This window comes from Chitinophaga sp. 10T418 (assembly GCF_056394125.1).
Map to the genome: position 1 here is coordinate 579,057 of NZ_JBFTHG010000006.1, position 14,326 is coordinate 593,382.

A 14,326-nucleotide genomic window follows, 5' to 3' on the forward strand; every position below is an offset into this window, starting at 1 on the left:
ATATTTCCGTGTTACAAAATCGAAAATTTAAAAATAGATGAACTATCTCACGCTTTCTGGAACTTAAGTGACTAATAGTAAACTTATTTTAACAAAAAGAACGATGCAGCAAACAGCAGCACTGAAGATACGCTGCACAAATAGCTGCTACTTTCATCAGAGAGGTAGATGATACTCCGGGAAGGGCCAATAATTTAATAGCCGGCACTTACCAGGTGCCGGCTATCAAGCTCACATAAAAAAGTGGCATTATCTATCTCTTAAAAAGATATCCCACACTTACGCCTAAGTAACGGTTCTTTTCTTTTTCGTTTTTGTAAGGGCTGCTGTTTACCAGGCCAAGGCTATAGTTTACACTGAACTGAAGCCCCATTTTCAGTTCATAACCTGCAGTGAAATTAGCGCCGGCGTCAAAAGGTTTTACATATACCTCAGTGGCGCTGTACTCAGTCGAATTCTTGAATTTCACTTTAATACTCTCATCTACTGTAGCTATATCAGGAGATGTCATCTTCATCTTACCACTAATGCCATAAGCAAAATAGGCACCGAGGCCTGCAAATAATTTACCGCTTCCTATCTGATGCTTATACAACAGATTAACAGGTAACTCCAGGTAATTTAAACGGGTAGTTGTTTTAATCGTAACAGGACGATCAAGCAAATCAGGCGTCACCGCTTCTAACTTAGCTCCTTTCTGACTGAAAAATAAACCAGGTTGCAAGGAAAGTTGATCATCCAGTGCAATATCAACAATAACACCGGCGTGGAAAGCAGGAATCATTTTGGTGTCGGCCTTTCTGCCGGCAATTCCACTGTCACCTTCAAATTTGGATGACATGTTGGCTGCGCTAAAACCAGCCTTTAAGCCAAAAGTCACCTGCGCCTGCGCGTATAGGCCACCCACAAGTGCTGCAGTACATAATAGGAAATACTTTTTCATAGATACATAAAATTATTTCACAAATATAAAGCGCGTGTTCTTTCTTCCTGTTGAGAAATACGTCACTTCTTATCCAGACAATAATTTTATTAATTCCGGGTTTGTAAAAGCTTAGTGCGGCTATTCAGCGGTCTGCGTTTATTTCTGTCAGTATCATATCTGTGAGGTCGAAACGGGGAAAGTCGCCGGTATTATTCAACAAGATAATTACGCCGTCATTATCTTCCTGTTTTACAAACATGGTGTAAAATCCGATATCTGTTCCAGGGTGATAAATGATTTTGTGTTGTGCGGCAGACAATGCAAAGCGTCGCTGATCTATCATCCATCCATATCCATAAAAAGCTTCCCAGTCTGCATAAGCCGCACGTGGCTGACACATTGCTGTTATCGTTTCTTTGGAAAGTAATTTATTGGAAGATAATGCAGCAGACCATTTTAGCAAGTCTGCTGCCGTGGAAACGATACCACCGGCGCCGAGGGTATTAGCGGTGAAATACGGCGGTTCTTTGGTTTCATACAGATAACCCGTTGCCATCCTGTTATCACCCGCAGTATCAATTCCGGCATAAGTATGTTGCATCCCTGCCGGCAAAAAAATATTTTCTTTCAATACCTTCACAAACGGTTTACCATAAATTTCTTCTGCCAGACAAGCCAGCAGCACATATCCTGAATTGCTGTATTGAAATTGTGTTCCAGGTAAAAACTCCAGCGAATCACTACAGAATTTTGCCACCAGCTCTTTAAGCGAAAAAGATTGATGCATGATTTTCGAAAAATAATCAGGGTTGTTGGTGTAATTCGGAATCCCCGATTGATGTGTGAGCAATTGATCAATCGTTACGTCTCCATGAATATAATCAGGCAGGAACTTTTTAACGGAGTCTTTCAGCTGTAGCTTTCCCTGCTGCATCAGCTGTAAGATGACGATAGCCGTAAATGATTTAGATAAAGAGCCTATCCGGTATTGGGTATTGCTGTCTGCCGGCAGCTTTTGTTCTTTGTCGGCATATCCATAGCTTTTGCTCAGGATAATTCCGCTTTTATTTTTCACCAAAGCGGTGCCATTAAATTGATTGTTCAGATGATAATAGCTGAGGATGGAATCTATCCTGGCAGCAGGATCATGAGGCATCTGTTGAATTTTTCCACGGACCTGTTTTTGCAGCCGGCCGTTTTCATTCCTTGTCTTAAGAATAGCAGCTATTGCTTCTGCATCAAAATCAGGTAACAACATGGTATTGTGGCGCCAGAAATCTGGTTCCAGGGGCGTCGTTTGATTTTCTATGACCTTACTATCACCGAGCCTTTTACCAATAGAAACCGCCTGTTCTTTTGTGGTATCTACACCGGTAACAATGTAGTTTACTTTTATATCAGCAGTAAAATTGTATTGTCGTTTTTTACTATAAAAATTCAACAAAGTATTACTCACTACATCAGACAGTACCCAGCGCTCCCCTACTTTCTGGTACTCCACACTCAGCACATCTTTCCGGGGATTGATATGGATATCCAGCAATGACATCAACGTTTTGGAAGCCAGATCTCCATAACTGGCATAGGACAAACCTCTGGGACTCAGCTCCCGCTCCATTTTCAGGAAGGTCAATGTTTCTTTATCGAGGTACAACTTACCTCTGTACAAAGATTTTTTCACGCCTGCACGCTGATCAAATGTAATTTCATAAGCAGGGGCACCTTTATAATCAACAATGCCCTGGATAGCAAAAAGGTGATTCGTTAACCCTTCTTCACTCAATATTTTACTGCTTTTAATTTCTTTCACCATATCATAGTCAAACAGGTAATCCGGCTTCAGTCCCAGATCCAGGCCATGAGAAGCGGCTTCGTCTTTGACATACCGCATGCGGATCAGGTACAATTCGTTGCCTGTTTTTTCGCCGTAACCGTGATTGAAGATATCAAAAACGGCTTCAGATAATTGCATATAATCCTCTCCGCGTGTGGTATTGATGCGGTAAAAACCTCTTAACTGGTGTGGTTTATTGATATAATTATCAGGTATCCTTCTGATCGCCTCTTTCAGGAGCTTTACCGGATCTTTCATCACTACTGCCACTTCTTTTAAAGCCAGGGAAGCAGGTTCCAGCATGATATTCATTTCCCGGTTCACTACTACCGGCAGGTACTGTACTTTATACCCCAGGGAAGATACTCTCAGTGTATCATGTAATGCGTTAGCGGGTACCTGCAAACGAAAGTCACCCATGCTGTTGGTGATAGTTCCGGTGCCGCTTCTGTTTATCGTGATGCTGACTCCCCTCAGCGGCTGCTGGCTTTGCAGATCTTTTGCCCTTCCCGATATCTCCATTTGCGGCTGTTGGGCAAAAACAAACGATACAGGTACTGCTGTAAACAATAGCAATAAGGATAACAATTTGATGGGCATATAAAGAAATGATTGTTGGGATCAATCTTATTAAATTACAGATTATAACCTGCGGACAAACGAATGAGTTGTTAAATATTATAAAATACTTTATCATGAAAAGGTTTTTGAAATGTCCAGAACATAAGCCAGACAGCAAATAAATAACCACTCTGCCATACCGAACTGATCATAAAAAAATAACTACCTTTGCCGGGAGTCATCATTGAAATCAGGTATAAAATTTCCCCTGAAAAAAGGCCATCATGGCCTTTTCATATTTACATTGAGATAGTAACAATCATTTCATGCGCCATACTAATATTAAAAAAATCGCCCTAAAGGCATTAAAAATAATTTCCATATCTATTGCCGCTATTATCTTTTTACTGTTTTTATTGCCTGTTCTTTTTCCTACAACGATATCCAATAAAATAAAAACATGGACTAACAACAGCATCACCGGCGATCTTAATTTTTCCAGGGCCCGGCTGTCGTTCTTTAACCATTTCCCCGCACTAACACTCACATTATACGACTTTAGCCTGAAAGGAGCCGCTCCTTTTCAAGCAGATACGCTGATATCAGCAAACGAGGTGGCACTGGGAATTAACCTGTCCAGCGTATTTTCCAGCGCTATTAATATTGACCAAATCTATCTGACGAAGGGAAATATCCGTGTGCTGGTGGATACAGCAGGGCATCCCAACTACAATGTATATAAATCAAGTCCTTCTTCCACACCCAGCCAGGCCGACAGTGGCAGCGCCTCTATGCAGATCGCACGGATACAGCTGGAGCATTGCAATATTATTTACAATGATCAGTCACTCCCCATGTATATCCGCGCCAATGAGGTGAACTACCTGGGTAAAGGGGATCTCAGCAAAGCACAGTTTGACCTGTATTCAAAAGTCAGCATTGGTTCATTTGATATCAGTTACGCCGGCACCCAGTACATTTTATCCAAAAAACTGAATGGAGAACTGATCACAAAGATCAACACCAATTCACTCGACTTCATTTTCGAAAAGAATGATCTGAAAATAAATGAATTGCCGGTGCGGTTTAACGGCGCATTCGGATTCCTGAAAAATGGCTACAAGATGGACTTTCGCCTTAGCTCCATGGAATCAGAGCTGCATGCAATTTTTGGTGCGTTACCACCGGAATACGCGAAATGGGCAGAACACATGAACATCACCGGAACGGCGGATGTCAATGCTACACTGATCGGCCAGTACATTGCGGAAAGTAACACCATGCCCGACCTTACCTTCAATATGAAAGTAAGAAATGGTACGGTCACCAACGATAAAGCACCTGCCCCGGTAAAAAACCTCTTCCTGAACTTCCAGTCTACACTGGCGCAACTCAATACAGATAGCCTTTACGTCAATGTAGATTCTATCTTTTTCAACATCGACAAAGATTATTTCAGCTCTGTTATCCGCGTGAAGGGCCTTAAAACTCCGGATATCCATATTAAAATGAATACCGACATAGACCTGGAGAAATGGAACCAGGCGGTAGGGTTGAAATCCATTGACCTGAAAGGAAGACTGCAGGCGCATCTGCAGGCCGATGGCCGGTATGAAAAAAGCGTAGTTTATAAGGGCCTGCAACACCGCGCAGACACGGTGATCAGCAGCATCCCTGTCTTTAACTTTGATGCTACTTTACGAAACGGCTACTTTAAGTTTGCCTCCTTGCCGGAAGCGGTAAAGGACATTCGTTTTAATGCACAGGCCTCCTGCCCGGATGGGAACTACACCCATACCTATTTCAGCATCAACGATATCAATGCCAATATGCTGAGCAATTATATCAGGGGATACTTAAAGCTTACCAACGCGCAGCAACCACTCATTGACGCCAAACTGGAGTCATTGCTGCATATGAACGATCTTAAAAAAGTATACCCGATAGACAGTCTGGATATGACCGGCGACCTGGCGGTAAATGTGGTCACGAAAGGTACCTACCTGCCGGCCAAAAGATTATTCCCGGTTACTACCGCCAAACTGACCATGAATAACGGCGCCGTACAAACGAAATACTATCCCCATCCACTGGAAAAAATTAATATAGACGCCACCGTTACCAATACCACCGGAACCATGCGTTCACTGAACGTAGACATCAAACCCATTTCCTTCGAGTTTGAAGGGCAGCCCTTCGTACTGAAGGCCGACCTGAATAATTTCGATAACCTCCGGTATAACATCGCATCTAACGGGGTAATAGACCTGGGGCGCATCTACCAGCTATTTGCCATAAAGGGATACGACCTGAAAGGTCTTATCAAAACCAACCTGTTACTGCGTGGCACACAAAGTGACGCCACCTCGGGCCGGTATAATAACCTGAGTAACAGCGGTACCCTCATCATAAAAAATATCGCGTTAACATCCGAATCGCTGCCCCTGCCTTTTTTAATCAATAACGGCGTTTTCCGTTTTGACCAGGACAAAATGTGGTTTGATCAGTTTAACGCCAGCTATGGCAAATCATTGATTAACCTCAACGGATACCTTAGTAATGTGATTGGTTATGCCACCACCAAAGACCAGCCTCTCCGAGGGTCCTTTGACCTGAAAAGCGCTTATATACTGGTAGATGAGATGATGGTAAACGGAGCCGGCAAAAGTACGGCGGCCGGCAAAAGTGCCCCTGCCGGGCCTTCCGGCGTAGTCATCATACCGGGCAACCTGTCGCTGACGCTCAATGCCGCTGCTGACAAGATCCGATTCAAGGGCATGGACATCAACAGTTTCCATGGACAGCTGGTGATCGATAGCAGTAAGCTTAAGTTAAACCAAACCGGCTTTACAATCGTTGGTGCGGCAGTGGAAATGGACGCTACCTATGTGAGTCTGCAGCCGAAAAGAGCCATGTTCGACTATCATATCAGTGCAAAAGAGTTTGACATCAAAAGAGCCTATAACGAAATAAAGATCTTTCACGATATGGCCTCCTCGGCGTCTTATGCCAGCGGTATCGTTGGCCTGGACTACAGCCTGAATGGTAAGCTGGATGAAAATATGAATCCCGTATATCCTTCCCTGAAAGGCGGAGGCGTGCTATCTGTTAAAAAAATAAAACTAAAAGGCTTTAAGTTATTTAATGCCGTCAGCAGCAGCACCGGCAAAGAAGATATGAAAGATCCGGATCTTTCCCAGGTAGATATCAAATCCACCATCAACAATAATATCATTACCATTAACAGAACAAAAATGCGCATCGCCGGCTTCCGTCCACGTTTCGAAGGACAGGTGAGTCTGGATGGTAAACTAAACCTCAAAGGACGCCTGGGGCTTCCGCCATTAGGCATATTCGGTATACCCTTCAACGTTACCGGCAGCCAGAATAATCCAGTCGTTAAACTGCGCAGGGGAAGTGATAAAGATAAGCTGGAAGAAACGGAAGATCCGGATGATGATGATAAAAAATAGTCGTGTTACATCAAAGAGCCGGGAAGTGGTTATTTCACCACTCCCAGCTGCTTCATCATCGTCAGCTCATCGGTCACCCGCCAGTGTTCCGCTATTTTACCATCGATGATTTCTTCAATGTTAACCTGGTTAACAGTTACATATTTTCCGGTAGGGGGAATATTAAATAAGCTGTCCTTCTGCGTTCCGGTCATCACCACTCTTACCACCGCCCTGTTTTTTGTAGCGATCACATCTTTGATCGTATAATGCAGGTCCGGGAAAGCTCGCCTGATAGCCATCACAATTGGTTTTAAGCCCGCTGCCCCTTTCGGAGGATTGGGCACAGAGGGTGTATGATTAATATAGTCGGCACTCAGCTGCTCATCCAGTAATTCCACTTTACCATTATTCCATACCTCGTTAAAGTAGCGTTCCACCAACTGCTTATTTTTATCTTCCACCGTCTGCGCTGGTTGCTGGCAGGCAGATAGCCCCAGGAGGACAGCACCCATCAGGGCTACAGAAGATCCAGGGATATACGGCTGTTTAAACACAATGTTGTGGAGCGAATATTTACCACTGCCATTCACAATTACCGCCAGCGCCAGGCCTATGATCAGTAAATGGTATTCAAACCCTTCTCCTTTTTGTGTACCAAACCAATTCATAAAGAAACCATTATCCAGGTGTTCCATGAAAATAATACCCACAAACAGGCCGATGATGGCGACAGACCAGATTCTGGCTGCAATACCCAGGATCAATGAAAGTGCGCCAAAAAATTCAATGATGATCACCCCGAAAGCGATGATCCAGGGCAGGTGAAGGGTATCGGTAAAAAAGGTCATTTCCTTTGTGAAACCGGGGCCGCCAAACCATCCGAGTACTTTTTGTGCGCCATGGGGAAACAATATCAATCCCAGTGTCAGTCGGATAATCAGGCCGGTCCAATCGTTGCGTGTGCTAAAGATGTAGTTTTTCATTTATTTGCATGTGCATTTAGAACCACAAATAAACGATGCAGAAAAATCTAAAAAATTAAAGTAGTTGAAGAAATTACCGGCTGCTTTGTTTTTTACGCAGCATGCTCAAAAATACCGGTGTCATACCTAAATAAGCAGCCACTTGCTTTTGAGGAATACGTTGTTCGAGCTGAGGATACTTTTTTACAAAATCTACATATCGTTGTTCTGCTGTAAAGGAGAGATTTTGATTAATCCGTTTTTGCTGTGCAATGAAAGCATTCTGCAGCAGGATTCTGAAAAAACGTTCAAACTTCGGCACCTGCTCATACAACTGGTCGAGGTGCTCCTTTGAAATCTGCCACAGTTCAGTATCTTCCAGGGCATCAATATAATAATCGGAAGCCGTGTTGGTGAAAAAACTGAAAAAATCGCTGGTCCACCACCCTTCCACACCAAACATCACGATGTGCTCAAACCCACTCTCGTCTATCGTATACATTCTCACACATCCTTTGGCGATAAAGTTTTCAGTTTTACAAACATCTCCCTGCCTGAGCAGGAATTCTTTCTTTTTCAACGTCCGGAAAGTTAGTAACGAGAAAAAGAAGTCGATTTCGTTCTGCTCCAGGTGAATATGCCGTGCTATATTTTGAAGTAATAATTCATCATTCATGATACCTGGCTGATATTGGTAGCGTCAAAGTTATTTGAATTTCGCAAAATGGTCTCCCCATCTCCTCTGTTTATGCTTGCAGGCTGCCAAAAAACTGCCTGATATCGGTAGCTACCAGGTCCGGTACTTCCCATTCAGGGAAATGGCCGCCGCATTCCATCAACGTCCAGCGCTGCACGTTGAAAGTACGCTCCGCCCACTCACGGGGTGCAGGAACGTTTACTCCGTCCCGTAAAGGCATCAGAATAGCCGTTGGAACTTCCACACGGCCTTTTATGCCCGGGTCACGGGCAACTTCTCTATATAGCCTTATAGCGGCCGCACCGGCGCCCGTAAACCAATGCAGAGAGATATTGTCGAGCAGGGCATCCCGTCCAAAATGATCATCGATTAAAAGACCACCATCACCCCATCGTTGAAATTTTTCTATGAACCAGCTGGCCAGACCTACAGGGGAATCCGCCAGCGCGGGCGTCAACGTCTCCGGACGAAGGGCTTGCAGCTGGGCATATGCCGTTTCCAGCGGCCCCCATTCCTCTACCTGTTTTTGATAGGCTATTTCCGCAGGGCTGAGATCATCCGGCAATGGCACCAGGGAAGAGGTTACAGAGGAACGATGCAGCCCTATCACTCGTTCGGGATATTTAAGCGCAATTTGTTGCTGTATCCATCCACCCTGGTCGGAACCACGACAGGCGAAGCGTTCATATCCCAGTCCATCTGTCATCAACCGGGTGGCCAGCTCCCCGATCCGGGCAAAGTTCATCCCATGCTCCCGCGGGAATTCCGTAAAAGGGTAACCCGGAGGTGATAGCGCGATCACATCGAAAGAAGGCGTGCCATCTGTTCCCGCCGCTGTCAACAGTGGAATGATCTGCAGCATCTGCACAAAACTACTCGGCCACCCCTGCATCAGCAACAAGGGGATCGGGTTCGGTCCCTGACCGGCAGCGCGGATAAAGTGAAGCTGTGAGCCGTCTACCTCAGCGAGATAATGATCAAAGCGATTCAATTGCGCTTCCCGTTCCCGCCAATCATATTCCGATAGCCAGTAAGCGGCGAGATCCTGTAAGTAGGCGCCATCGGTACCATCCGCCCAGCCGGAGCCGGCAATAGGATGCGCCCAGCGGGTGTGACGCAGGCGGCGGTGCAGATCCGCAATGTCCTCCTCGGGAATATGAATCTGCATCGGCCTAATTGATATATCTTTCTGCATGACTAAAGTTGGAAGTAAATAAATAGGGTAATCTGATACTGTACAAAAGTATTTAAATAGGCGCTAATTCTATTGCTGAAAACAGAGCCGCAATGGGAGAATTATTTACGATAGTAAGACGACAGAGGGGAATTCATTTCCCTTACTCTCTTACTGAAATGCTTTCAGTAAATTATCTTTATAAGCCGGCGACACTTCCACTGCCGTGCCATCATTCAAACTCACATAACCACCCGCACCCTTGTGGTAGGACTGTACGTAATGAATGTTGATGATATGTGATTTGTGCACCCGTACAAAGGGATGGGGTAACATCTCAGAGAAGTGTTTCAGAAAACGGCAGACCATCTTTTTATTGCCATTGGTAAGATAAACATCTGTAAAATTACCATTCCCTTTCAGGCGCACAATTTCCCCCATCTTCACCACATCAAATCCATCCAATGTAGGCAGGATCACCTGTTGCATACCGGGGTTGACTTCTTTTGCATTTTCCATGATGATGCGGTTCCTGTTCAGCCATTGCTTTTGCTGTAATTGTTGCTGCACCTTATTCACCGCCAGGATCAATTCTTCTATGCTCACAGGTTTCAACAAATAATAAGCTGCACTCTGGTTGAGTGCTTTCAGGGAATATTCAGAAAAAGCGGTTACAAAAATGGTTTCAAACTGGAGATCCTGACAGCCTTCGAGCACATCAAAAGCATTGCCAAAGGGCATTTCCACGTCCAGAAACACCAGTTGCGGACGCAACTCGTGTAATAATTGAATCGCCTCCCGGCTATTCTGCGCCGTTCCTGCTACTTCTACCTGGGGGCAGAATTTCCGGAGATAGTTTTGCAAGGCAGCCATCGCAGCGGCTTCATCTTCAACGATAACTGAAGTTATTTTTTCTGGTAAAATCATTTTTGTTCATTAAGGGAATTTGCAGGATTATCCGCGTTCCGGTAGCGCCATCCAGCGTTATTTCTTCCATCAGCAGCCGGATATGCAAATGGTATATGTCATTGAGTAAACTGATTCGTTCGGTCGTATTGGTAATTCCCCGGGATTGATGCGCTTTCTGATGCGTTGTTTTCAATTTCTGGCTCTCTGCCAGTCCGATCCCATCATCTTCTATCAGTACCTGCATCACCGGTCCCTGTTTTTCGAAGGTCAGCCTAAGCAACCCTTTCGTGGCTTTATAGCGGAGCCCATGCCAGACTGCATTTTCAAGATGAGGTTGGATCAGCATATTGGGAATCATTACCGCATCGGTATCCAATGCTTCATCTATCTCCAACACATACACAAATTTATCACTGAAGCGCAGCTGTTCCAGATCCAGGTAGCTTTTCAGCTGTTCTACCTCTACAGATAAAGGCACAAAGTCTTTACTGGAATGTTCCATCACATTCCGCATCAGACCAGAATAAGAAGTCAGGTATTTATTTGCTTCCACCTCATTACTCTCTGCAATATATTGATTGACGCTATTGAGGCTGTTAAAAATAAAGTGTGGATTCATCTCCCGCCGCAAAGACTGCAAAGCAATTTTTTTATTCTTGATCTTGATGGCACGTAATGCGCGGATAATAAAAAACAATAACACTGCCATTGCMAGGATGGAAGCCGTCAGGAAATAGTTGAGGGTATTTTTATTACTGATCAATGCCTGCTGCAAGGCCCGTTCTCTTTCCAGGTCTTTGATTCTTCCTTCTGTAACATCAAACAGGCTGGCATCTACGAGCGAACTATCCGTTCTGATGAGCGTATCCAAATGATGCAGGAAATCATCGTACCGGCTCAGGGCAGCATCTTCCCGGCGCTGTTCCCGATAATATTTTGTCAGTGCCAGCAAACAGTCTTTTGTTTTGGAAGTATTACCACTACTGAATGCCAGCGCATATGCTTCCTCCAGCAGACTGCCTGTTTTTTCGGGTTGTTGTTTCCTGGAATACAGTTGCGCCAGCTCACGGACCTGGTCAATTTGCAGATCTACGTTCTGCTCCCGTTTTGCTTTTTCCAGGATGGATTCATTCAGCAGGATCGCTTCATCAATATTATTTCCAGCCACATATACTTTGGATATCTTCTTACTGATAGCGCTGATTTCACGGGTATTGTCACTCTTTTCAATCGCTTTTTTATAGCTGGCAATGGCGTCAGAGGTATTATGCTGTGATAGCTGACTATTGCCCAGTTGCTTGTAGGCATCTGCGGCTTCCTGTTTCTTTCCTTCCTTTTCAAAAATAACAAGATTGGATTGTACGTAACCTATTTGTGCCTGGGGGTTACTGTTATTCCGCAAACGGTTGGCATCATTGAAATTAATGCTCTCCAGCGTTTTATCTTTCGTCAGGTCACCGGCTGACTGGTAATTTTGTATGGCCGGAATTATTTTTTCTTGCAATTCCTGCACTTTGGCCAGGGCGCGTCCGGTGGTGGCGGCCGCGTCTTTATCATTCAGCCGGGTGTATATTTCCAATGCCTTTTTAAGATACTCTTCTGCTTTGGCATATTCACTTTGATCCATCAGCTCTTTTGCCAGGGCCTCGTAGTGACTGGCTGTCTTCAGGGCATCATCATCGCTGGAAAGCGATTTTTTCAAATCCCTCGCTGCTTTGGATACCCCGCCCTTTTTACCCTGCGCCTCCGCTGTTTCACAGACACCAAAGCAACCCAACAAGATAATTATATAAATACCGTAGCGTACCATGTTAATTGATTCAACCGCAAAATAGGTTTTTTCAGTGTGGGCAACCGGGTATTTCACCCATTCAAAATACGATTTCACCAAGTGGTCTCTAACAGGCAAATAAGACCCCCTATTTTCATGGGGTCATCTTAAATCAAGCAACATGAAAACGACACTATTAGCCAGCGCACTGCTGGCATCGGGATTCCTGGTATGGAAATATGATACACGTCCATACCTCCTGGATAAAGAAAGCGATAAAGCTACTCCAATATGTGCTTATGTGACTCCTCCTTCCGCCGAAGACAATACCCACATACAGGTAGCTTTACTACTGGACACCTCTAATAGCATGGATGGATTGATAGACCAGGCAAAATCAAGGTTGTGGAATATTATCAATACCCTTACTACCCTGAGATATAAAGGGAAAGCACCGGTAATCGAGATTTCCCTTTATGAATATGGTAATGACGGTCTTTCTCCTGCAAGTAATTTCATCCGGCAGGTTACCCCACTCACCACCGACCTGGATCTCATCTCTGAAAAACTATTCACCCTTCGCACCAATGGCGGTTCAGAATATTGTGGTGCAGTCATCACCGAAGCGGTAAAATCACTGCGTTGGGGAAAGGATCAGGCAGATATGAAACTCATTTATATCGCCGGTAACGAAGCGTTTACCCAGGGACGGATCAGTTATAAAGAGGCCGCCAGTGAAGCTGTTGGCAAGAACATCTTTATAAATACGATCTACTGTGGTGATAAACAGGAAGGCATCAGCACCAACTGGAAAGATGGCGCCGACAGAGGCCATGGCCAGTATTTCAATATCGACTCCGATAAAAAAGTTGTTTTTATTGAAACCCCTTATGACGGGAAAATAGAGGCCTGCAATGAACGCATCAACCAAACCTATATCGGGTACGGCGCTTATGGCGCATCCAAGAAAAGTAACCAGATCATGCAGGATAAAAATGCGAAGTCACTATCCTCCGCTAACTCCGTTGAACGTTATGTCAGTAAATCAAAAGGCGCCTATAGAAATGAAAGCTGGGACCTGGTGGATCGTGTTAACCAGGACAAAACCGTTTTGAAAAGCATCAGCCAGCGTGATTTACCCAAAGAACTGCAGGGAAAAAGCGTTGCCGAGCTGGAAGCCCTGGTGGCAGCCAAAAGCAAAGAACGGGAAAGCATTCAGAAAGAAATGGCCACACTGGGCAAACAACGACAAAAATATATTGATGAGGCAGTAAAAAAGACGGTTACGACCGATGATCTGGGCGCTGCGATCAACCATTCCATAGTACGGCTGGCAACGGCAAAAGGATACACCGCAGAAAACTAGACCCGGCCAGGCATCCATTGTCGGGAGGATGGCAGCAATGCACCTGGTCGGGATACCCCAATAAAAAACCTGCGCAGTTGTCGCAGGTTTTTTATTGGGGTATCCCAGGCAACCAGACATATTATAAAAATATCGCTATGTTTAAATTTCACTTTAACGTTAAAAAATTGTTACTTATTTAAGTAATAATTGTTTTTTCATGCACATGTGGACATGATTTCTTTTTTTCTATCAAACTTTTATTACTTTTGGTCCCCGAATGAGAGTAGTAATATTTTTTGCATGCTTATGTTTCCTACTGTTAAGAGGAGATAAATGCGCATTTTCATTTACGCCTCATCACAATATCTGCAACAATCCCACGCAGCATCTCAATAGCCAGTCGCTATTAAAAATTACAGACACCAATCAGGACGACACCATCGCATCCGATACCGATGTAGATGAGGAAGCCGAATACCTGGTAAGTGATGATGTGGAAGATGACGATGCGAGTAATTTCCTTGTCAGGAAATACAGGCTACTGGCCAGGTGCAATTTGTCACGCGCTCACCTGTCTACTTTAAGTTATCTACGCAAATATTTTCAGGCCCCACCACTCTTTTGGGGTCATCTTTCCAATATTTATCTTACGCAGGGAGCGCTAAGGATCTGATCTGTTACCTGTATCAG

The 14,326-nt window shown here is 44.5% G+C and carries 10 protein-coding genes; 3 read left to right on the top strand and 7 right to left on the bottom strand.

What is annotated here, in order from left to right; translation table 11 throughout:
- Positions 1 to 253 precede the first annotated feature (253 nt).
- Both AC1DCV_RS20510 and AC1DCV_RS20515 read right to left on the bottom strand, forming a co-directional pair.
- Positions 254 to 943 (bottom strand): porin family protein, encoded by a 690-nt coding sequence (locus AC1DCV_RS20510; RefSeq protein WP_477024913.1) that lies wholly within the window; start codon positions 941 to 943, stop codon positions 254 to 256.
- A gap of 124 nt (positions 944 to 1,067) precedes the next feature.
- Entirely contained in the window at positions 1,068 to 3,359 is a 2,292-nt protein-coding gene (locus AC1DCV_RS20515) for a serine hydrolase (RefSeq protein WP_477024914.1), read from the bottom strand.
- A gap of 287 nt (positions 3,360 to 3,646) precedes the next feature.
- Between AC1DCV_RS20515 and AC1DCV_RS20520 the strand changes: the two genes are divergently transcribed.
- Positions 3,647 to 6,793: an AsmA family protein gene (locus tag AC1DCV_RS20520; RefSeq protein WP_477024915.1), complete on the top strand. Its 3,147-nt coding sequence runs from the start codon at positions 3,647 to 3,649 to the stop codon at positions 6,791 to 6,793.
- 29 nt (positions 6,794 to 6,822) lie between these two features.
- Here AC1DCV_RS20520 and AC1DCV_RS20525 read toward each other — a convergent pair whose 3' ends face one another.
- The 5 genes from AC1DCV_RS20525 to AC1DCV_RS20545 form a co-directional block, all read right to left on the bottom strand.
- Positions 6,823 to 7,758, bottom strand: a complete 936-nt coding sequence (locus tag AC1DCV_RS20525; RefSeq protein WP_477024916.1) for an ester cyclase — start codon at positions 7,756 to 7,758, stop codon at positions 6,823 to 6,825.
- A gap of 73 nt (positions 7,759 to 7,831) precedes the next feature.
- Positions 7,832 to 8,413, bottom strand: a complete 582-nt coding sequence (locus tag AC1DCV_RS20530) for a Crp/Fnr family transcriptional regulator (protein WP_477024917.1) — start codon at positions 8,411 to 8,413, stop codon at positions 7,832 to 7,834.
- Between the two features lie 70 nt (positions 8,414 to 8,483).
- On the bottom strand, positions 8,484 to 9,602 hold the full coding sequence (locus AC1DCV_RS20535) for an epoxide hydrolase family protein (RefSeq protein ID WP_477024918.1): 1,119 nt from the start codon (positions 9,600 to 9,602) through the stop codon (positions 8,484 to 8,486).
- Between the two features lie 177 nt (positions 9,603 to 9,779).
- Positions 9,780 to 10,535, bottom strand: a complete 756-nt coding sequence (locus AC1DCV_RS20540) for a LytR/AlgR family response regulator transcription factor (RefSeq protein ID WP_477024919.1) — start codon at positions 10,533 to 10,535, stop codon at positions 9,780 to 9,782.
- Positions 10,498 to 12,219 carry a tetratricopeptide repeat-containing sensor histidine kinase gene (locus AC1DCV_RS20545; protein ID WP_477024920.1) on the bottom strand — a complete coding sequence of 574 codons (1,722 nt, stop codon included), beginning with the start codon at positions 12,217 to 12,219 and terminating at the stop codon, positions 10,498 to 10,500. Before AC1DCV_RS20545 ends, AC1DCV_RS20540 begins: the two co-directional genes overlap by 38 nt.
- 250 nt (positions 12,220 to 12,469) lie before the next feature.
- Here AC1DCV_RS20545 and AC1DCV_RS20550 point away from each other — a divergent pair, with 250 nt between their 5' ends.
- Complete coding sequence (locus AC1DCV_RS20550; protein WP_477024921.1) at positions 12,470 to 13,654, top strand: vWA domain-containing protein; 1,185 nt, start codon at positions 12,470 to 12,472, stop codon at positions 13,652 to 13,654.
- Between the two features lie 259 nt (positions 13,655 to 13,913).
- Positions 13,914 to 14,309: a hypothetical protein gene (locus AC1DCV_RS20555; RefSeq protein ID WP_477024922.1), complete on the top strand. Its 396-nt coding sequence runs from the start codon at positions 13,914 to 13,916 to the stop codon at positions 14,307 to 14,309.
- The last annotated feature ends 17 nt before the right edge of the window (positions 14,310 to 14,326 follow it).